The 18,789-nt window shown below is 62.4% G+C and carries 17 protein-coding genes; 12 read left to right on the plus strand and 5 right to left on the minus strand.

Going from position 1 to position 18,789, the window contains the following annotated elements; all coding sequences use genetic code 11:
* Nucleotides 1–2 precede the first annotated feature (2 nt).
* Together trpE and T8A63_RS09880 are read left to right on the plus strand one after the other, a co-directional pair.
* Nucleotides 3–1,514, plus strand: a complete 1,512-nt coding sequence (gene trpE, locus T8A63_RS09875; RefSeq protein WP_322343672.1) for an anthranilate synthase component I — start codon at nucleotides 3–5, stop codon at nucleotides 1,512–1,514.
* A 2-nt stretch (nucleotides 1,515–1,516) separates the two neighbouring features.
* On the plus strand, nucleotides 1,517–2,557 hold the full coding sequence (locus T8A63_RS09880) for a succinylglutamate desuccinylase/aspartoacylase family protein (protein WP_093926056.1): 1,041 nt from the start codon (nucleotides 1,517–1,519) through the stop codon (nucleotides 2,555–2,557).
* Between the two features lie 12 nt (nucleotides 2,558–2,569).
* Here the strand turns inward: T8A63_RS09880 and T8A63_RS09885 are convergent, their stop codons facing one another.
* Nucleotides 2,570–4,129 carry a divergent polysaccharide deacteylase family protein gene (locus T8A63_RS09885; RefSeq protein WP_322343673.1) on the minus strand — a complete coding sequence of 520 codons (1,560 nt, stop codon included), beginning with the start codon at nucleotides 4,127–4,129 and terminating at the stop codon, nucleotides 2,570–2,572.
* A 165-nt stretch (nucleotides 4,130–4,294) separates the two neighbouring features.
* Between T8A63_RS09885 and T8A63_RS09890 the strand changes: the two genes are divergently transcribed.
* The 7 genes from T8A63_RS09890 to lexA all read left to right on the plus strand — a co-directional run bounded on the left by T8A63_RS09890 (nucleotide 4,295) and on the right by lexA (nucleotide 9,774).
* Complete coding sequence (locus T8A63_RS09890) at nucleotides 4,295–4,876, plus strand: anthranilate synthase component II (RefSeq protein ID WP_067629424.1); 582 nt, start codon at nucleotides 4,295–4,297, stop codon at nucleotides 4,874–4,876.
* Entirely contained in the window at nucleotides 4,873–5,889 is a 1,017-nt protein-coding gene (gene trpD / locus T8A63_RS09895) for an anthranilate phosphoribosyltransferase (RefSeq protein ID WP_300051278.1), read from the plus strand. The genes T8A63_RS09890 and trpD overlap by 4 nt, the downstream gene beginning before the upstream one ends.
* Nucleotides 5,886–6,545 carry a uracil-DNA glycosylase gene (locus tag T8A63_RS09900; RefSeq protein WP_322343674.1) on the plus strand — a complete coding sequence of 220 codons (660 nt, stop codon included), beginning with the start codon at nucleotides 5,886–5,888 and terminating at the stop codon, nucleotides 6,543–6,545. The genes trpD and T8A63_RS09900 overlap by 4 nt, the downstream gene beginning before the upstream one ends.
* Nucleotides 6,546–6,552: 7 nt before the next feature.
* Nucleotides 6,553–7,365 carry an indole-3-glycerol phosphate synthase TrpC gene (gene trpC / locus T8A63_RS09905; RefSeq protein WP_322343675.1) on the plus strand — a complete coding sequence of 271 codons (813 nt, stop codon included), beginning with the start codon at nucleotides 6,553–6,555 and terminating at the stop codon, nucleotides 7,363–7,365.
* The gene (gene moaC / locus T8A63_RS09910) at nucleotides 7,365–7,838 is read left to right on the plus strand and encodes a cyclic pyranopterin monophosphate synthase MoaC (RefSeq protein ID WP_322343676.1); all 474 of its coding nucleotides are present in this window, start codon (nucleotides 7,365–7,367) and stop codon (nucleotides 7,836–7,838) included. Before trpC ends, moaC begins: the two co-directional genes overlap by 1 nt.
* Nucleotides 7,835–9,007, plus strand: coding sequence for a gephyrin-like molybdotransferase Glp (gene glp, locus T8A63_RS09915; RefSeq protein WP_322343677.1), 1,173 nt, complete (start codon nucleotides 7,835–7,837; stop codon nucleotides 9,005–9,007). The genes moaC and glp overlap by 4 nt, the downstream gene beginning before the upstream one ends.
* A 71-nt stretch (nucleotides 9,008–9,078) precedes the next feature.
* Nucleotides 9,079–9,774, plus strand: coding sequence for a transcriptional repressor LexA (gene lexA / locus T8A63_RS09920; protein ID WP_322343678.1), 696 nt, complete (start codon nucleotides 9,079–9,081; stop codon nucleotides 9,772–9,774).
* Here lexA and T8A63_RS09925 read toward each other — a convergent pair.
* Nucleotides 9,771–11,795, minus strand: a complete 2,025-nt coding sequence (locus tag T8A63_RS09925; RefSeq protein ID WP_322343679.1) for a ComEC/Rec2 family competence protein — start codon at nucleotides 11,793–11,795, stop codon at nucleotides 9,771–9,773. The two genes, lexA and T8A63_RS09925, sit on opposite strands and share 4 nt — an antisense overlap.
* A gap of 115 nt (nucleotides 11,796–11,910) precedes the next feature.
* On the opposite strand from T8A63_RS09925, the gene gltX reads away from it, so the two are divergent.
* The 3 genes from gltX (at nucleotide 11,911) to T8A63_RS09940 (ending at nucleotide 15,501) form a co-directional block, all read left to right on the plus strand.
* Nucleotides 11,911–13,311, plus strand: coding sequence for a glutamate--tRNA ligase (gltX, locus tag T8A63_RS09930; RefSeq protein WP_322343680.1), 1,401 nt, complete (start codon nucleotides 11,911–11,913; stop codon nucleotides 13,309–13,311).
* 115 nt (nucleotides 13,312–13,426) lie between these two features.
* Entirely contained in the window at nucleotides 13,427–14,722 is a 1,296-nt protein-coding gene (locus T8A63_RS09935) for a citrate synthase (RefSeq protein ID WP_067626303.1), read from the plus strand.
* A 479-nt stretch (nucleotides 14,723–15,201) separates the two neighbouring features.
* Nucleotides 15,202–15,501, plus strand: a complete 300-nt coding sequence (locus T8A63_RS09940; RefSeq protein WP_322343681.1) for a hypothetical protein — start codon at nucleotides 15,202–15,204, stop codon at nucleotides 15,499–15,501.
* A 2-nt stretch (nucleotides 15,502–15,503) separates the two neighbouring features.
* Here T8A63_RS09940 and T8A63_RS09945 read toward each other — a convergent pair whose 3' ends face one another.
* The 3 genes from T8A63_RS09945 to T8A63_RS09955 form a co-directional block, all read right to left on the minus strand.
* Complete coding sequence (locus T8A63_RS09945) at nucleotides 15,504–16,277, minus strand: enoyl-CoA hydratase-related protein (RefSeq protein WP_322343682.1); 774 nt, start codon at nucleotides 16,275–16,277, stop codon at nucleotides 15,504–15,506.
* A gap of 67 nt (nucleotides 16,278–16,344) precedes the next feature.
* Nucleotides 16,345–16,797, minus strand: coding sequence for a cytochrome c-type biogenesis protein CcmH (locus T8A63_RS09950; RefSeq protein WP_067626983.1), 453 nt, complete (start codon nucleotides 16,795–16,797; stop codon nucleotides 16,345–16,347).
* A complete protein-coding gene (locus T8A63_RS09955) occupies nucleotides 16,794–18,758 on the minus strand; it encodes a heme lyase CcmF/NrfE family subunit (protein WP_322343683.1) in 1,965 nt (654 codons plus the stop codon). The genes T8A63_RS09950 and T8A63_RS09955 overlap by 4 nt, the downstream gene beginning before the upstream one ends.
* Nucleotides 18,759–18,789: the final 31 nt, after the last annotated feature.

An 18,789-nucleotide genomic window follows, 5' to 3' on the forward strand; every position in this document is an offset into this window, starting at 1 on the left:
TGATGGCCCTGACCCCGGATTTCGACACTTTCGCCCGCGCTTATGAAGCGGGCGAAAACCAGATCGTCTACACCCGCCTTGCCGCCGACCTCGACACGCCGGTGTCCTTGATGCTGAAACTCACCGGCGCGGCAGAGAATGCCTTTGTGCTGGAATCCGTCACCGGCGGTGACGTGCGCGGACGCTATTCCATCATCGGTATGAAGCCCGACCTGATCTGGCGTTGCCGGGGTGAAACCGCAGCACTGAACCGTGCAGCGCGCTATGATGCGGATGCCTTTGAGGACATGCCCGGCGATCCGCTGGACCGTCTGCGCGATGTCATTGCGGAATCGCGCATCACCCTGCCCGATGATCTGCCCCAAGCCGCCGCCGGTCTTTTTGGCTATCTCGGCTATGACATGATCCGGCTGGTCGAACATCTGCCCCATGTGAATCCTGACCCTCTGGGCCTGCCTGATGCGGTGATGATGCGCCCCTCGGTCGTGGCCGTGTTGGATGGGGTGAAGGGCGAAGTCACCATCGTCTCCCCCGCTTGGGTGTCCGAGGGCCAGACGGCCCGCGCCGCCTATGCCCAAGCCGCCGAGCGGGTGATGGATGCGGTGCGCGATCTGGAACGCGCCATGCCGCAGACCTCCCGCGATTTGGGAGAGGCCGAAGACGCGCCCGAGTCGGTCAGCAATTTTACCCACGACGGATATAAAGCCGCCGTCGAAAAGGCGCGCGATTATATCAAGGCGGGCGACATCTTTCAGGTGGTGCCAAGCCAACGTTGGGCCCAAGGGTTCACCCAGCCCCCTTTCGCACTTTACCGCAGCCTGCGGCGCACCAACCCCTCGCCCTTCATGTTCTATTTTAACTTCGGCGGCTTCCATGTGGTCGGCGCAAGCCCCGAAATCCTCGTGCGTGTCTTTGGCAACGAAGTCACCATTCGCCCTATCGCAGGCACCCGCAAACGCGGTGCCACGCCGGAGGAAGACCGCGCGCTAGAGGCCGATCTGCTGAGCGATCCCAAAGAGCTGGCCGAACACCTCATGCTGCTCGATCTGGGCCGCAACGATGTGGGCCGGGTCGCCAAGATCGGCACTGTGCGCCCGACGGAAGAGTTCATCGTCGAACGCTACAGCCATGTCATGCATATCGTCTCCAACGTGGTAGGCGAGTTGAAGGAGGGCAAAGATGCGCTCGACGCATTCTTTGCCGGGATGCCCGCTGGCACCGTCTCGGGCGCGCCCAAGGTCCGCGCGATGGAGATCATTGACGAGTTAGAACCCGAAAAGCGCGGCGTCTATGGCGGCGGCGTGGGCTATTTCAGCGCGGGCGGCGACATGGACATGTGCATCGCCCTGCGCACGGCGGTGGTGAAGGACGAAACACTCTACATCCAAGCTGGGGGCGGCGTTGTCTATGACAGCGATCCAGAGGCGGAGTTCATGGAAACCGTGCATAAATCCGGCGCAATCCGCCGTGCCGCTGCCGATGCGTCGCGCTTTGGCGGTAAAGGGAACAGCTGACCATGCCGAACCGGGCCCCCTTTCAGATTGCGGGGCATTCCGTTGCCCCCGGCAGCAGCCTTGCGGTCGACCTGCCCGTCTCGATTCTGCCGGATCACACGCCGGTGCATCTGTCGCTTGAGATTTACCACGGCAAGCGTCCGGGGCCGACGATGTTCGTCTCTGCCGCCGTGCATGGGGATGAGGTCATCGGCGTTGAGATCACGCGCCGACTGCTGCGCGCGCCGCAGCTCTCCGCCCTGCGCGGCACGTTGATCGTGGTGCCGGTGGTGAACTCCTTTGGCTTTCTAAACCGCTCACGCTACCTGCCCGACCGCCGCGACCTGAACCGCTGTTTCCCCGGCTCGCCTTCTGGCAGCCTTGGCGCGCGGCTGGCGCATATTTTCCTGCAAGAGGTGGTGCTGCGCTGCGACTTTGGTGTGGATCTGCATTCGGCGGCGATCCACCGCACGAACCTGCCGCAGGTGCGCGTCTCGCCCGCTGACAAGGTGACCCAAAAGATGGCAATGGATTTCGGCGCGCCGGTGGTGCTGACCTCACCCCTGCGGGACGGTTCTTTGCGCGCGGTCGCGGCAAAACAGGGCACGCCGATCCTGCTTTATGAAGCGGGCGAAGGGCTGCGCTTTGACGAGATGGCCGTGCGTGCGGGGCTTGCGGGGATCCTGCGGGTCATGCGCGGCCAAGACATGCTGCCCGCCAAGGGCATCGCCCGCGCCCGCAGCGCGCCCTATATCTGCACCGCGTCCCATTGGCTCCGCGCCCCTGCGGGAGGGCTGCTGCGCACCTTCCGCGCCGAAGGTGAGACGGTGGCCGAGGGCGATCTTCTTGCCATCGTGTCAGACCCGTTTGGCAAAGAAGAAGCCGAGCTTCTGGCTGATGCGCCGGGGATCCTCATCGGGCGGGCGATCTTGCCCATCGTCAACGAAGGCGACGCGGTCTTTCACCTTGCCAAGCTCAGCCCCCGCGCGGCGGAGGCAACGGTGGATGATCTGGCGAGCCAGTTGGAAGAAGATCCGCTCTTCGACGAAGACGAAATCATCTAGACCTGCGCGGGGTCACTCCTCACGCAGCAAGACCGCAGAGACGGGGACCAAAGCCACATCACTGGCCCGGTCCTGCAACCCCCAGAGCAACAGCGCCGAGACGGTATCGGGCCGCAGCCGGCCCAGCATGATCACCGCCCCCTCCTGCCCGGCCCTGAACGCCGCTTGATCAAGGAAGCGGCGGATCACCCGCGCGGTCTGGTCCTTGCTGTCAAAGTCACGAAACACCGGATCCGCTGGCACGCCCGCCTTCCGCGCCAGTTTGGGCATGGTGTTGAGCCCTTTATCTTGCGTAACTAGACCGTGACCTGACTGCGCAAGGATATCTGTTACTTGATCGGTCAGCGCACGGCTGCCTTGAAAACCGCTTTCGGTCCCTTCCAGCACACCGACCACGGGCCCGATCCGGTCGAGCGTGGCGGCAAAGGCGGTCTCGGCGTCGCTTGGCTGTGCGCCCTGCGGCAGATCGACCAGCGCCAAGACCTCAAACCCGGCCTCGCGATAGGTTTCCACCCGTTCCGTCGCGTCCGAGAGGCCGCTGTCGACCGCAAAGCTCAGCGGATAGGGAAAACTGCGCAGCGCGGCCAGCCCGGCGCTGCCCGCGGTGACCGAAGTGCCATCGTCGATCAAGACCACGCTCATCAGCGGCTTGCCCTCGGGCAGCTCACCAGCGAGGCTATTGACCATTACGGGGCGCGGGTCTTCAACTACGATCTCGTCAGCCTCGCCGGGCTCTGCCACGGCTGTCGCGCCGGGGCGGTTGATCACAACGCCCGTGTTGCGGTCAGTCAGCGTAGCTGCCGGTGTGCCGATGGCCGGGCGGCTATCGCCCTCAGGATCGGCGGGTTCTGGATCGACTTCCGCAACTTCCATCTCTTCCAGCGGCTCAGGGCTGTCCGCTTCGGTGGTCTGCGGCTCTAGCGCCGGGGAAGACAGGTCAGATTCAGGCGCTTCATCCTCAACACGAGGCGTCTCTTCGAGCGCGTCGGCCTCAACCTCCGGTTCTTCAACCACGACCTCCTCCGCCGGCAGGGTGATCACCTCTTCTTCCTCCACCCCTGGCGCTTCCATGCCCTGCGGGGCGTCAAAAGCGCCTTCGATATCGGCCACATCCGGCGCAGGCGGCTGTGCAGGTTCGGTGCTGATCGAAAGCTCATCTACAGGCTGCGGCACGCCGGGCGCCATGGCTTGTGGGTTCGGCAGCACCGGCTCTTCCGCGCCGGGAGACCTCGGGGTCTGGCCCTCTGGCGCTGCGGGGGTGCTAAGCCCTTCGGCATCGCCCGTCTCCGGCAAGCTGGCTGAGGTCTGGGTGTCAGGGTCGAGCGCGGCAAGGCTGTCTTGCTGCGGTACATCCGCACGCGGCGCGGGGGCGTTCAACACGGGCGCGGAATCGCGGCTGCGCCCCTGCTCACCTGCATCGGTCACATTGATCCGCGCCGGGGCGGGACCAGAGCCGGGCGCATCACCCACCTGCGGCGGCAAGGGCAAGGGCATCATCAACGACACCGCACCGGCCACACCGATGCACGTCACACCCCCCCAAATCAGCCCGCTCAGAACTCCGCGTGCCATCTGCGCTACTCCTGCTGTCTGCGCCACGGCCAGAAAGCCCGGCGATCCCTCAATTGGCTTGCCCCAAACTCTTGACGATAGGGTTCAAGCCTGAACATGTATGCCAAAACCTATACCGCGCTCCGGCGCGGTTTCTCCAGTCCTAATACAAAGAAATGCCTGCCTGTGCTGCTGCTCATCGATAACTACGACAGCTTTACCTATAACTTGGTCCACTATCTGGGCAGCCTCGGGGCGGATGTGCAGGTGCACCGCAACGACGCGCTCAGCGTGGACGAAGCGATGGCCATGAACCCCGCCGGTATCTTGCTGTCCCCCGGCCCCTGTGACCCTGACCAAGCGGGGATATGCCTAGAGCTGACCCATGCCGCTGCCGAAGCGCGGGTGCCGCTCTTCGGCGTCTGCCTTGGCCATCAGACCCTTGGCCAAGCCTTTGGCGGCAAGGTCGTGCGTGCGGATGACATCGTGCACGGCAAGCTGGGCCAGATGCAACATGAGGGGCGCGGTGTCTTTGCCGGACTGCCCTCGCCCTTCGGGGCCACGCGCTATCACTCGCTGGTGGTGGAACGCGCAAGCCTGCCGGAGTGCCTTGAGATCACCGCCTCGCTCGAAGACGGCACGATCATGGGTCTGCAACACCGCGACCTGCCGATGCACGGCGTGCAATTCCATCCAGAATCGATCCGGTCCGAGCATGGCCACGCCCTGCTGCAAAACTTCCTGAATGAGATGAAGGTCCCGGCATGAGTAGCGCGCTGAAACCCTTGCTTGACGCCGCTGCCAACGGGCCGCTCACCTCGGATCAAGCTGTGGAGGCCTTTGAAATCCTCTTCGAAGGCGAAGCCACGCCAAGCCAGATCGGTGGCTTTCTCATGGCCCTGCGCACGCGCGGCGAAACGGTCACCGAATATGCCGCCGCCGCACAGGTCATGCGCAGCAAATGCAACGCCGTGCGCGCGCCCGAAGGGGCAATCGACATCGTCGGCACGGGCGGCGATGGCAAGGGGACGCTGAACATCTCAACCGCCGCCGCCTTTGTGGCCGCGGGTGCCGGGGCGATCGTGGCAAAACATGGCAACCGCAACCTCAGCTCGAAATCCGGCGCTTCTGACGCGCTGTCGCAGCTTGGCATCAACGTCATGGTCGGCCCTGCGGTGGTCGAGCGTGAATTGGCCGAGGCGGGCATCGGTTTCATGATGGCCCCCATGCATCACCCCGCCGTCGCCCATGTCATGCCCACAAGATCAGAACTTGGCACCCGCACGATCTTTAACATCCTCGGCCCGCTCACCAATCCCGCAGGGGTCAAACGCCAGCTTACCGGTGCCTACAGCCGCGATCTGATCGAGCCGATGGCGCTGACGCTGAAACAGCTCGGCTCTGAAAAAGCGTGGCTCGTGCACGGGTCCGACGGCACGGATGAACTGACGATCACCGGCGTTAGCTGGGTCGCCGCACTGGAAGACGGCGTGGTTAACTTGCGCGAATTGCACCCCGAAGACGCGGGCCTGCCGGTCCATCCGTTCGAGGCCATCGCCGGGGGTGAGCCTGCCGAGAACACCAAACATTTCAATGCCCTGCTCGATGGTGTTCCATCGGGTTACCGCGACGCTGTGTTGCTCAACGCGGCCTCTGCCTTGGTCGTAGCGGATGTGGCCCCCGATTTGAAAACCGGCGTCGAAATGGCTCGTGAAAGCATCGACAGCGGTGCTGCGCGTGACCGGATCGAAAAAGTGGCGCGCATCAGCCAGTCGAAATGACACCACCAAGCCTCAGCGCGCTTGGCGGATGGGCCGAACTGGCCTTTTTCGCTGCGGACTGGCCGTGTATCGCCGAACAGCTAGCTGCCGAGCCGCGTGAGATTTTGCCGCCGGCTCCCAAGATATTCGCGGCACTTGAACACCTTCAACCCGCAGCGGTGGAGGTGGTGATCCTCGGCCAAGACCCCTATCCCACGCCCGGCCATGCGCAGGGCTATGCCTTCTCAGCCGAGCCTCACGTGCGTCCGATACCGCGTTCTCTTTCCAATATCTTCAAAGAGTTACACGACGATCTTGGTCCACCCCCTGAAGACCCCGATCTGCGGTTCTGGGCCGATCAAGGCGTCTTGTTGTTGAACAACGTCCTAACCGTTCCGGCAGGCTGTGCGAATGGACATGCGAAACTTGGCTGGCAAGCGCTGACCGCTCAGGTGCTCGCCCGCCTCTCGGATCGCCCCCGCGCCTATCTGCTTTGGGGCGCACATGCGCAGAAGGCCGCGGCGCAGGTTGACCCGGTGCAAAACCTCAAGATCGAGACACCGCACCCATCGCCGCTTTCCGCCCGGCGCGGCTTCTTTGGATCGCGCCCCTTCAGCCGGGTGAATGACTGGTTGCAGGGCCAAGGCAAGCCCGGCATACATTGGACAAAGCCGTGAGGATGCCATGACCGCCACTATTCTGGAAAAAATCAAAGCCTATAAGCTGGAAGAAATCGCCGCTGCCAAGGCCGAAAAATCGCAGGCTGACATGGAGGCCGCCGCCCGTGCAGCACCGCCCGTGCGCCCCTTTGCGCAACGCCTGCACGAAGCCTCCCGCGAAGGCTATGGCCTGATCGCCGAGATCAAGAAAGCCAGCCCGTCCAAAGGTTTGATCCGCGAAGATTTCGAACCCGCCGACCTTGCCCGCGCCTATGCGGCAGGCGGCGCCACCTGCCTATCGGTTTTGACCGATACGCCCAGTTTTCTAGGCGCGAAAGAGTTCTTGGTCGAGGCTCGCGCGGCCTGCGATCTTCCGGTGCTGCGCAAGGATTTCCTTTACGACCCCTATCAAGTTGCCGAAGCGCGCAGCCTTGGGGCGGACTGCATTCTAATCATCATGGCGTCTGTGTCCGATGCGCAGGCCGCTGAGTTGGAGCAAGCCGCACAGGACTGGGGCATGGATGCGCTGATCGAAGTGCATGACGCCGCCGAACTGGCCCGCGCCGAAAAACTTACCAGCCGGATGATTGGGATTAATAACCGCAATCTCAATACCTTCGAGACCTCTCTTGACGTGACACGTCAACTTTCGGAAGCGGTGCCGCCCGATCGGATGCTGGTCTGCGAATCCGGCCTCTACACCCCTGCGGACCTCGCCGATATGGCGGTTTATGGCGCGCGCAGTTTCTTGATCGGCGAAAGCCTTATGCGGCAGGAAGATGTCGAACAGGCCACCCGCGATCTGTTGGCGAGTCCACTCGTCCCCGGAGGTATGTGATGGCGCTGACCCACTTTGATGCTGAAGGCGACGCGCATATGGTCGATGTCTCTGACAAGGCCGTGACCTCCCGCGTGGCCAAGGCCGAGAGCTACATCAAGATGGCTTCGGAAACGTTTGATATCATTACCGAAGGACGCGCGAAGAAGGGTGACGTTCTGGGCATCGCACGGCTAGCCGGGATCATGGCGGCCAAGCGTACGGCGGATCTAATCCCGCTTTGCCACCCATTGCCGATTACAAAAGTGAGTGTTGATCTAACGCCCGACGCCACCCTACCGGGCATTCGGATCTCGGCCACCGTCAAGACAACCGGTCAAACGGGCGTTGAGATGGAAGCCCTCACCGCCGCCTCCGTCACCGCGCTCACAGTCTATGACATGGCGAAAGCGGTAGATAAGGCGATGGAAATTGGTGGCACGCGGGTCACATTGAAAGACGGTGGCAAATCAGGCCGTTATAAGGCGACATGATCAGTGTTGAAGCGGCAATGGACGCTGTTTTAGACCTCGTCACCCCGCTGGAAACTGAAGAAATCGCTCTGCGGAACGCAAATGGCCGCTTCTTGTCACAACCCGTGATGGCGCAGCGCAGCCAACCGCCCTTTGCCGCCTCCTCTATGGACGGCTACGCACTGTGCCGGGCTGAGGTTGAGCCGGACGCGATGTTTAAGGTGGTTGGCGAGGCCGCGGCGGGCCATGGCTACACAGGGACGCTCCGCGCCGGGCAAGCCATCCGCATATTCACCGGCGCACCCATCCCCGATGGGGCCGATTTCGTGGTGATCCAAGAGGATGTCACCCGGCGCGGCAACCTTATCACCCTTGGCCACCGCATTGATGACAAAGACAATATCCGCCCTGCTGGGGGTGATTTCACCCAAGGCGAAGAGCTCACTGCTCCGCGCATTCTGCGCCCCGCCGACGTGGCGTTGCTCGCCGCGATGAACGTGGCGAGAGTGCCCGTCACCCGCAAACCCGCCATCGCGATCCTCGCCACAGGCGATGAATTGGTGCAACCCGGCGAGAGCCCCGGCCCTGACCAGATCATCGCCTCCAACAGCTACGGCCTTGCCGCGATGTTCGAGGATGCAGGCGCCGAGGTGCGTATGCTGCCCATCGCGCGCGACACCGCGGCCTCGCTCAAACAAGCCTTCGCCTTGGCCCGCGGCGCGGACCTTATTGTCACGATCGGCGGCGCTTCGGTGGGCGACCACGACCTGATTGCGCCGATCGCGGCGGAGCTCGGCATGCAGCAGGCTTTTTACAAAGTCGCCATGCGCCCGGGCAAGCCCCTGATGGCAGGCAAAATCGGAGCTTCAGCAATGATCGGGCTGCCGGGAAACCCAGTCTCAGCAATGGTTTGCGGGGCGGTCTTCGTCTTGCCGATGCTGCGGCGGATGTTGGGCTTGCAAGACGTTCAAGCCCCCCTGCGCGATGCGCCCCTTGGGCGCGGCATTGGCCCAAATGGTCAGCGAGCGCACTATATGCGAGCTCAGCTTCGCGATGGAGCACTTTATCCGGATGATCGTCAGGATTCATCCCTTCTGTCCGTCTTGGCACAGGCGGATGCTTTGATGGTTCGTCCGCCCGCGGATCCAGCAAGGAATGCCGGGGATATACAGCAGTACATTTTGATTTAACGCCTGCAGCGGTTGACACAAAACAAGAACATCCCTAGAACAAAAGCAATAAAAGCTTCAGGGGCCCTGCGATGCTGACCAAAAAACAACTCGATTTGCTTTCTTTCATTCACCAGCGCGTGCAGCGCGACGGCGTCCCGCCGAGTTTTGATGAGATGAAGTTGGCACTCGATCTGCGGTCAAAATCTGGCATTCACCGTTTGATCACGGCACTAGAAGAACGCGGATTTATCCGGCGCCTTGCCCATCGTGCCCGCGCGATCGAAGTGGTCAAACTCCCGGAAAGCCTCGGCGGTGCGCCCGGTTTTGCCCCGCGCGTGATTGACGGAGATCGCCCCGACGCCCCGCCGCCGCCCGCAGCACAATCGGTCACGGCGCAGCACGCCTTTGATGTGCCGGTCATGGGTCGGATCGCTGCCGGTGTTCCGATTGAGGCGATCTCACAAGTCTCGCATAGCGTTACGGTTCCCGGTGGAATGATCGCCGGTCAAAGCGAGCATTACGCGCTTGAGGTGCGGGGCGACTCGATGATTGAGGCGGGCATTAACGATGGCGACATCGTGGTGATCCGCGAGACATCTGTGGCCGACAACGGTGATATCGTGGTCGCGTTGGTCGAGGATCAAGAGGCGACGCTGAAACGTTTCCGTAGGCAGGGGTCTTCGGTCGCGTTGGAAGCGGCAAACGCGGCCTATGAAACCCGCGTACTGCCTTCGGATAAGGTTAAGGTTCAGGGTCGACTGGTGGGGTTGATCCGCACCTACTAACGCTTTGGCCTGCTGTTCCACAAACGCAATCCGGCACGGTCCCTCGCGGTGGTGATTTGCCAACCCTGGGACGATTTGGTTAGCGCCAGTGCGCCGGTTTCACGTAGGCGAACGGGATCATAGATTGGGCAGCCCCAAGCCTGGGCTGCCTTTATCTCGACAGATGCCACCACGATATCTTCCGGCTGACAGCCGGTAAATGCGGCGACCGCCCGTTTTCCTGAAAGGTGGATAATTCTATCCTCTTGCGCGGCCCACCTTTGAGCGGCCATGGCCTGATCAACGCCGTCGCCGTCATTTTCCAACCAATTGCGGGCAACAAATCCAGCGCCCCTCTCTTTGCTGAGCGCCCTGCCCGCCGGGGTCATTACACCCACCAACGTCCCAGTATCAGCGACAAGCACATCGGGGCGCGTGGCCCCCTGCCAAAGGGCGAAGGACAGCAGCATCGCGGGCCCGCCCAACCAGCGCATGCGGCCTTGCCACAGGATGAGCCATAGAAATCCAAGCGACAGAAGCGGCAGCACCCATCCCCCCGGCCCCGGCACGAAACTGCGCGCGCCGGGCAGATGCGCCACCAGATCCGCGACCGATAGTATCCACCTCAGGCCGAGCCCCATCGCCCAAAGCGGCAGCCCCTCGCCCCCTATGGGCGCGAGGATGGCGGCCAGCACGGCGGCGGGAATGACCAAGACGCCCATCAACGGGACCGAAAGCAGGTTTGCCACCAGCCCGTAATGTGCGACCGTGTTAAAATGCGCGGCGGAGATTGGCGCGGTGGCGAAACCCGCAACGGCTGAGGAGATCACGATAGCAGCGACCGGGCGCAGGCGCTTGGGGATGACCTCACCCTCGAAGTCGCGCATCCAGCCAAAGACTGCGACAAGCGCAGTGGTCGCGGCGAATGACATCTGGAACCCCGGCCCCATCAGCGCCTCGGGGCGCAGGGTCAGCACGATAATCCCCGCCACGGCGACGGCCCGCAACGAAATCGCCCGCCGCCCGATCATCAGCGCGCACAGGGCGACGGCGCACATAATATAGGCCCGCTCGGTCGCGACATTCCCGCCCGAAAGCGCGAGATAGCCGGTTGCGGCGATAAGAGCAGCCGCCGCCGCGATGCTGCGGCTGGGCCAGCCTGTGGCCGATACCGGATGCAGAGCAAGGATCAACCGCGCCGCGCCAAAGACGACCGCGCTAAGCAGCCCCATGTGCAGTCCTGAGATCGCCAATAGATGCGCCAGATTGCTGCTGCGCAGGTTTTGCAGCGCGGCTTGCGAAATGGCGCTGCGGTCGCCGGTGGTGATGGCGGCGGCAAAACCGCCAATGTCTCCGGGCAGATGCGCGCGGACCCGTGCCGATGCGGCCATGCGCAGCCGAAACAGGGCCAGATCGGGGTCCCTTTCGGCTGGTTCTGCGATCCCCAATAGCGGCACCCGGGCATAACCGACCGCACCCAGCCCCGCGAACCAAGCGTGGCGCTGAAAATCAAATCCGCCGGGTTCAACCGGGCCCGCGGGCGGCGACAGATGAGCCGTGGTCATCACCAGCATGCCCGGCTTGGGCGCAACCGCGCCGGAGAGTTTCGAGTGGAGCGAGACCCGGACCCGGCTCGGCGTACGCGCGGGCGGCACCCGCTCTAACCGGACCTGATCAAGCGTGACTCGCGGCACATCAGATTGACTGCGGTCAAGCGCCACGACGCGCCCTTCGACAGCGCCGTAGTAACGCCAGCCGAGCACGGGGGCGCTTATCGAATGCGCCCGAAACGCCGCGAGGAGCAATCCCAGCAGAACCAGGGCCAAACCGACCGCGAAGGGTGCGGTAACCTCAGGCAATGCCCGCGCCACAACCGCCAACGCGGCGACGGCGAGTGCGGTGGCCCAAAGCAATGGTATCGAAGGCTCCGCCGCCAGCGAAAAATACCATCCGATCCCCAAGGCGAGACAGACCGGCACCCAGCCGAACAGATGCCCCCGCTGGCGCAGCATCACGGTGCTGAACTGGTTCCAAAGGCCCATGCTTGCCCCCGCGGATCGCACTGGATAGACAGACGTCAAATCCTAGGACCGGTAGGGTTACCAAACGGTAAACGCCGCTCCGAGCACAATATCTCTGACCGAAAGGCCCACCGCCATGAACGCCCCTGTTGTGACCCGTTTCGCCCCGTCTCCTACCGGGTTCTTGCACATCGGCGGGGCGCGTACCGCCCTGTTTAATTGGCTCTATGCTCGTGGTCGGGGGGGCAAATTCCTGCTGCGCATTGAAGACACCGACCGCGCGCGGTCCACTCCAGAGGCGACGAAAGCGATTCTCGCCGGCATGTCCTGGCTGGGCCTAGATCACGATGGCGAAATCGTCAGCCAGTTCGAAAACGCCCCCCGCCACGCCGAAGTGGCGAATGAGCTGCTCGCAGCAGGTAAAGCCTATAAATGCTTCGCCAGCCAAGAAGAGATCACCGCCTTCCGCGAGGCCGCACGCGCCGAGGGACGCAGCACGCTCTACCGCTCGCCCTGGCGCGACGCCGATCCGGCAAGCCACCCCGACGCGCCCTACGTGATCCGCATCAAAGCGCCGCTGGAAGGCACCACCGTGATCCGCGATCAGGTGCAGGGGGATGTGACCATCCGCAACGATCAGCTTGACGATATGATCCTGCTCCGCTCGGACGGTACACCGGTTTATATGCTTGCCGTGGTGGTGGACGATCACGATATGGGCGTGACCCATGTGGTGCGCGGCGACGATCACCTCAACAATGCCGCCCGTCAGATGATGATCTATGAGGCGATGGGTTGGGACGTGCCGGTCTGGGCGCATATCCCGCTGATCCACGGCGCGGACGGCAAGAAGCTGTCGAAACGTCACGGGGCCTTGGGGGCGCAGGAATATCAGGTAATGGGCTACCCGGCAGCGGGGATGCGCAACTACCTTGCCCGGCTGGGGTGGAGCCACGGGGATGATGAATTCTTTACCGACGCACAGGCCCAAGAGTGGTTCGACCTTGACGGCATCCGCAAAAGCCCCGCGCAATTCGACCTGAAAAAGCTCGAAAATCTTTGCGGCCAGCATATCGCGCAGGCCGATGATGCCGCGCTGCGGCGCGAAATCGAAGCCTATCTGGAGGCCGCAGGTCAGCCTGCCCTTACGGCACCCCAAGCCGAGGGTTTGGAGCGGGCGATGTATTGCCTCAAAGATCGCGCGAAGACATTCCCGGAACTGCTTGAAAAAGCGACCTTTGTCTTAGCCGAGCGCCCGATCACCCCGGATGAGAAAGCGGCAAAGAACCTCGATACGGTATCCCGTGGCATACTGTCGGAATTGACGCCGCAATTGCAAAATGCTAGCTGGAACAAAGAAACGCTGGAGGAGGTACTGAACGGCTTTGCTGCCGCGCATGACACCAAATTTGGCAAGTTGGCGGGGCCGCTTCGGGCGGCTTTGGCTGGCAGGGCAGTCACCCCATCGGTTTTTGACATGATGTTGGTGCTGGGGCGCGATGAGACCCTTGCCCGACTGACGGACGCCGCGGCCTAAGTTTTGGTTCACCACTTCTTTGGGCGGCAGGTATAACTGAACGGGACAGCCCCATTTGGGGCTAGGCCCAGACGGCGGGGAGCATCTCCGCAGCCTACATTCGGGAAGGGATTTCATGACCAATAACAATAAAACCGCAACGCTGACGATCGACGATCAGAGCTTTGAGCTGCCGATTCACAGCCCCACCGACGGCCCCGATGTTGTCGACATCCGCAAGCTTTACGCTCAAGCGGGTGTCTTTACCTACGACCCGGGTTTTACCTCGACCGCTGCTTGCGACAGCACGATCACCTTTATTGACGGTGACGAGGGCGTGTTGCTGCACCGTGGCTACCCGATCGAGCAATTGGCGAGCAAATCGCATTACCTCGAAGTTTGCTACCTGTTGCTTTACGGTGAACTGCCCTCCCCCAAGGCGCTTGAAGATTTCGAATGCTTGGTGACCAACCACACCATGCTGCACGAGCAGATGATGAACTTCTTCCGTGGGTTCCGTCGCGACGCGCATCCGATGGCAATCATGGTGGGCGTGGTCGGCGCGATGTCGGCCTTCTATCACGACAGCACCGACATCAACGACGAGCACCAGCGCGAAGTCGCGACGATCCGTCTGATTGCCAAGATGCCGACCATCGCGGCGATGGCCTATAAATACACTATCGGCCAACCCTTCGTCTATCCGCGCAACGATCTGGACTATGCGTCGAACTTCCTGCGCATGTGCTTTGCCGTTCCGGCCGAAGACCATGAGGTTAACCCGATCCTGAGCCGTGCGATGGACCGGATCTTTACCCTCCACGCGGACCACGAACAGAACGCCTCGACCTCCACAGTGCGTCTGGCGTCTTCTTCGGGCGCCAACCCCTTCGCTTGTATCGCTGCTGGCATCGCCTGCCTCTGGGGTCCGGCGCATGGTGGTGCAAACCAAGCCTGCCTCGAGATGCTCAAGGAAATCGGCACGCCCGATCGCATTCCTGAGTTCATCGCCCGCGCCAAGGACAAAAACGATCCCTTCCGCCTGATGGGCTTTGGTCACCGCGTTTACAAAAACCATGACCCGCGCGCGACCGTGATGAAGGAAAGCGCCGACGAAGTTCTGGAACTGATGGGGGTCGAGAACAACCCGATCCTTCAGGTCGCCAAGGAACTGGAAAAGGCCGCGCTGGAAGATCCGTATTTCGCGGAGAAGAAGCTTTTCCCGAACGTGGATTTCTATTCCGGCATCATCCTCGAAGCGATGGGCTTCCCCACATCGATGTTCACCCCGATCTTCGCGCTCGCGCGGACCGTGGGCTGGATCTCGCAGTGGAAAGAGCAGATCAGCGATCCGCAGCTTAAAATCGGTCGTCCGCGTCAGCTTTACCTTGGTGAAGACAAGCGCGACTACGTCGACATCGAGAACCGCTGAACCAACCGTCAGTGACTTCGCAAACGCCCCGGATTTCCGGGGCGTTTCGCATTTTGCCCCGGCCCTGCAAACGGCACCCGCATGGGACGTTGTTGACCCTAGGGCAACAATTAAGATGCGAAGTGGCGTGCGAATACCCCGGCTCCGAATCGCGTAAATCGACGCCACTTCTCGCGACGTATGCAATGGGTCCGAAAAACAGTGAATGTTTCCAAGCGTTTTGCCAGTTGCGAAACACCGAGGCGCAAATTACGGCCAAATTACGGCACTGTTTCGCCCCGCGTGACAATGGCCCAGTCCCGCTTGACGGGAATCCCCCCGGGGCGATACCCTCACATCAAGAGGCCTTTTCGGGGTGGGAAAGGCATTATCGCGGCACTGCATTGAGGGATTTCCCCTCTCGCGGTCCGGCTGGAGTCCGCCCCAAAGGTAGATGATATTTGGCAGCTAGCAGCCCGCCCGCGACGAAGGAAAGCACGATGACCGGATCAGAACGGACCAAAGGGCTTCGCTGGGACTGCGCCACCGGTCTGACGCCCGCCAAGACCAGTGAAATCCCCGGCCCTCAGGGTGCACTGGTGCCCGACACCCTGCATGATTGCGATCAGATCGCGGTGGTCTATGACAAGGGCCAGACCCCGCCACGGATCACCATCGCGCAGGTGTCGAACTCCGTGCATACGGTTTTGGCGGATGGGGTCGCGGTGGCGGTGGTGGCGCGGGCCCATGGCCCGGCACCTTCGGCAAGCGATGTGCTTTTGGTCGAGCGGAGCTGCTAGCCTTACCGACCCTGAAACTTCGGGCTGCGCTTTTGGGTAAAGGCCATGACCCCTTCGGCGAAATCTTGTGACTTTCCGCAGCGGCCCTGCGCCTCGGCCTCCAGCGACAGTTGATCCTCCAACCCATTGTCCCAAGACGCGCGGATCGCTTTCTTGGCCTCTGCATAGGCCGCTGTAGGGCCGGCGGCCAGTTGTGTGGCCTTGGCGCGCCAATGGGCGTCGAATTCCGCATCCGGTACGGCTTGCCAGATCATGCCCCAGTCATCGGCCTGCCGCGCGGTGATCTTATCGGCGAAAAGGGCCGCGCCCATCGCCTTGGCCATGCCCATCTGGCGCGGCAGCGCATAGGTGCCGCCCGCGTCAGGGATCAAGCCAATGCGGGTGAAAGCCTGCATGAAATAAGCGCTCTCACTGGCAAAGACGACATCGGCGGCCAACGCGATATTCGCCCCCGCCCCCGCTGCCGGGCCGTTCACGGCGGCGATAGTCGGCACGGGGCAGTTGATGATGGCGCGCAGCAGCGGGGCATATTCTTCGCGCAGTGTTTTCTCCAGATCGGCGACGCCGCCTGCCCGGTCGGCCAAGTCCTGCCCCGAGCAAAAGGCACGCCCCGCCCCTGTCAGGACCACGACCCGCGCCGCGCGCCCGCCTTCGGTCACCGCATGGGTTAGCTCCGCCCGCATTTGGGTGGTCAGCGCATTCATCTTGTCGGCGCGGTTCAGCGTGATCAACGCGACATCATCGGTCAGCGCATAGGTGATCGTTTCATAGTCCATCTTGCTATCCTTGATTGCTTGGCCGCAGCATATCAAAGCAAGTTGTCACTGCCAGTGCAACGGGGCGTCAGCGGTCGAGAATATCGCGCAGGCGGGCTTCTTCCTCGGGCGAGAGTGGGGCCTCGGTCGGGGTTTTGCTGCGCGCACGGCCACGCAGATAGACCACCCCGAGCCCTCCGGCCAACAAAAGCATCAGCGGTCCCGCGCCCCACAGCAGCCAATTGGCCCCCGTGGCCTGCGGGTTAAGCAGGACATATTCACCGTAGCGGTCGACAATGAAATCCACCGCTTCCTCATCGCTGTCGCCTGCCACTAACCGTTCGCGCAGCAAGATGCGCAGATCGCGCGCAAGGCTTGCGTTGCTCTCATCGATGCTTTCGTTACGGCAAACGAGGCAGCGCAGACCTTGGCTCAGCTCCCGCGCGCGGGCCTCCAATGCGGGATCGTCCAACACCTCGTCAGGCTGAACCGCCCAAAGCGGGCTGGCGAGCAGGGTCAGGATCAGCAGCAGCCGCTTCATTCCGCAGGCACCCCTGCTGGTTGTTTGCGTGCGCCCGCCGCGACACGGAAACGCCGGTCGCTCAGGCTCAGTACCCCGCCAAGCGCCATCAGCGCACAACCGATCCAAATCCAATTGGTCATCGGTTTGATATAGGTCCGCACAGCCCAACCGCCGCCGTCCTGCGCATCGCCGATCACCACATAGATGTCCCGGGCGAGGTTATAATCGATCGCCGCCTCGGTCGTCGGCATCTGCGCCACGGGGTAGAACCGCTTTTCAGGCCGCAGGGTCGAGATCACATCGCCCTCCTGCGCCAGCGTGATCTCAGCCATAGTGCTGAGGTAGTTCGGCCCCCTGACTTCACTCACGTTGCGGAGGGTCAGCGTGTAGCTGCCCACGTCAAAAGGCTCATCAATCCGGGCCACGCGGATGTCATCCACGGCCCAAGCCATCAGCCCCGCGATCCCGGCCATGGTGATGCCCAGCCCGCCATGCGCCGTGGCCTTGCCCCAATCAGCGCGCGGCAGACGCCGTAGACGGCGCAACTTACCCGGGCCGCGGCCCAAACGCTGCATCACATCCACCGCGGTGCCCATCAGCAGCCATGCCCCAAGGAACATGCCCACAGGCCCCAACAGCCCGCGTCCGGACTGCATGGCAAAGGCCAAGCCCCCAAGCGCCAGCGCCAAGAGGAAGACATAGCGCAGCGGGTATAGTGCGCGCATGATCTTGGCACGTTTCCACGGCATCGCGCTGCCGATCGGCAGGATCAGTCCAAGCGCTACCATGAAAGGAGTAAATGCAGCGTTAAAGAATGGCGGTCCGACACTGAGTTTGCGGTCAAGGAACATCTCGGCCACCAGCGGCCACATGGTGCCCACGAAAACGACGAAACAGGCCACAGCCAGCAGCAGATTGTTCACCACCAAGGCGGTCTCACGGCTCAAAAGGCCAAAGACGCCCTTAGCCTCAAGCGCCGATGCGCGCAGCGAGTAGAGCACCAGCGCCCCGCCGGTGAAAGACCCCAAAATGGCCAGAATAAAGACCCCGCGCTCAAGGTCGTTGGCAAAGGCATGGACGGAGGTCAGCAGACCAGAACGCACGATAAAGGTGCCGATCAGCGAGAAACCGAAAGCAAGGATCGCCAGCAGGATGGTCCAGCTTTTCAAGCTCTCGCGTTTTTCCACCACAATCGCCGAATGCAGCAGCGCCGCCGCCAAGAGCCAGGGCATGAAGCTCGCATTCTCGACCGGATCCCAGAACCAGAAACCGCCCCAGCCAAGCTCATAATAGGCCCACCAAGACCCGAGCGCGATGCCGATGGTCAGAAACACCCAAGCCGCCAGTGTCCAAGGCCGCACCCACCGGCCCCACGCCGCATCCACGCGCCCTTCGATCAGCGCCGCCACGGCAAAGCTGAAGGCCATGCTGAGGCCAACATAGCCGAGATAGAGAAATGGCGGGTGAAAGGCCAAACCGGGGTCTTGCAGCAGCGGGTTCAGGTCTTGGCCATCAAAGGGCGGTGTGCCCATGCGCAGGAAAGGGTTCGAGGTGAAAAGGATAAACGCCAGAAAAGCCACGCCAATCGCCGCCTGCACCGACAGCACCCGCGCGCGTAACCGCGGCGGCAGATTGCCGCCAAACCACGCGGCCATGGCCCCGAAAAGCGCCACGATCAGCACCCACAGCAGCATCGAGCCTTCGTGGTTGCCCCATGTCCCGCTGATCTTATACAGCATCGGTTTGGCGGAATGGCTGTTGGCCACCACCAGTTGCAGGCTAAAATCCGAGGTGATGAAGGCCCACATCAGCGCGCCAAAGGACAGCGCAATCAGGATGAACTGCGCCGCCGCCGCCGGTTCAGCCACCGCCATCCAGCCCGCGCGGCCCCGCCAAGCGCCCCACATCGGCACCACCATCTGTACAAGGGCCACGCCAAAGGCGAGCACAAGCGCGAAATGTCCAAGCTCTGTAATCATGGGGCGGACTATAGGGGGTCTAAGCCCCCTA

Origin of the sequence: Sulfitobacter sp. OXR-159 (assembly GCF_034377145.1) — a bacterium.
Taxonomy (GTDB): Bacteria; Pseudomonadota; Alphaproteobacteria; order Rhodobacterales; family Rhodobacteraceae; genus Sulfitobacter.

What these genes read in the sequence shown, in the direction of transcription:
- trpE (WP_322343672.1), top strand. Translation starts at nt 3, where the DNA reads ATGGCCCTGACCCCGGATTTCGACACTTTCGCCCGCGCTTATGAAGCG.
- T8A63_RS09880 (WP_093926056.1), top strand. Translation starts at nt 1,517, where the DNA reads ATGCCGAACCGGGCCCCCTTTCAGATTGCGGGGCATTCCGTTGCCCCC.
- T8A63_RS09885 (WP_322343673.1), bottom strand. Translation starts at nt 4,129, where the DNA reads ATGGCACGCGGAGTTCTGAGCGGGCTGATTTGGGGGGGTGTGACGTGC.
- trpD (WP_300051278.1), top strand. Translation starts at nt 4,873, where the DNA reads ATGAGTAGCGCGCTGAAACCCTTGCTTGACGCCGCTGCCAACGGGCCG.
- T8A63_RS09900 (WP_322343674.1), top strand. Translation starts at nt 5,886, where the DNA reads ATGACACCACCAAGCCTCAGCGCGCTTGGCGGATGGGCCGAACTGGCC.
- trpC (WP_322343675.1), top strand. Translation starts at nt 6,553, where the DNA reads ATGACCGCCACTATTCTGGAAAAAATCAAAGCCTATAAGCTGGAAGAA.
- moaC (WP_322343676.1), top strand. Translation starts at nt 7,365, where the DNA reads ATGGCGCTGACCCACTTTGATGCTGAAGGCGACGCGCATATGGTCGAT.
- glp (WP_322343677.1), top strand. Translation starts at nt 7,835, where the DNA reads ATGATCAGTGTTGAAGCGGCAATGGACGCTGTTTTAGACCTCGTCACC.
- lexA (WP_322343678.1), top strand. Translation starts at nt 9,079, where the DNA reads ATGCTGACCAAAAAACAACTCGATTTGCTTTCTTTCATTCACCAGCGC.
- T8A63_RS09925 (WP_322343679.1), bottom strand. Translation starts at nt 11,795, where the DNA reads ATGGGCCTTTGGAACCAGTTCAGCACCGTGATGCTGCGCCAGCGGGGG.
- gltX (WP_322343680.1), top strand. Translation starts at nt 11,911, where the DNA reads ATGAACGCCCCTGTTGTGACCCGTTTCGCCCCGTCTCCTACCGGGTTC.
- T8A63_RS09935 (WP_067626303.1), top strand. Translation starts at nt 13,427, where the DNA reads ATGACCAATAACAATAAAACCGCAACGCTGACGATCGACGATCAGAGC.
- T8A63_RS09940 (WP_322343681.1), top strand. Translation starts at nt 15,202, where the DNA reads ATGACCGGATCAGAACGGACCAAAGGGCTTCGCTGGGACTGCGCCACC.
- T8A63_RS09945 (WP_322343682.1), bottom strand. Translation starts at nt 16,277, where the DNA reads ATGGACTATGAAACGATCACCTATGCGCTGACCGATGATGTCGCGTTG.
- T8A63_RS09950 (WP_067626983.1), bottom strand. Translation starts at nt 16,797, where the DNA reads ATGAAGCGGCTGCTGCTGATCCTGACCCTGCTCGCCAGCCCGCTTTGG.
- T8A63_RS09955 (WP_322343683.1), bottom strand. Translation starts at nt 18,758, where the DNA reads ATGATTACAGAGCTTGGACATTTCGCGCTTGTGCTCGCCTTTGGCGTG.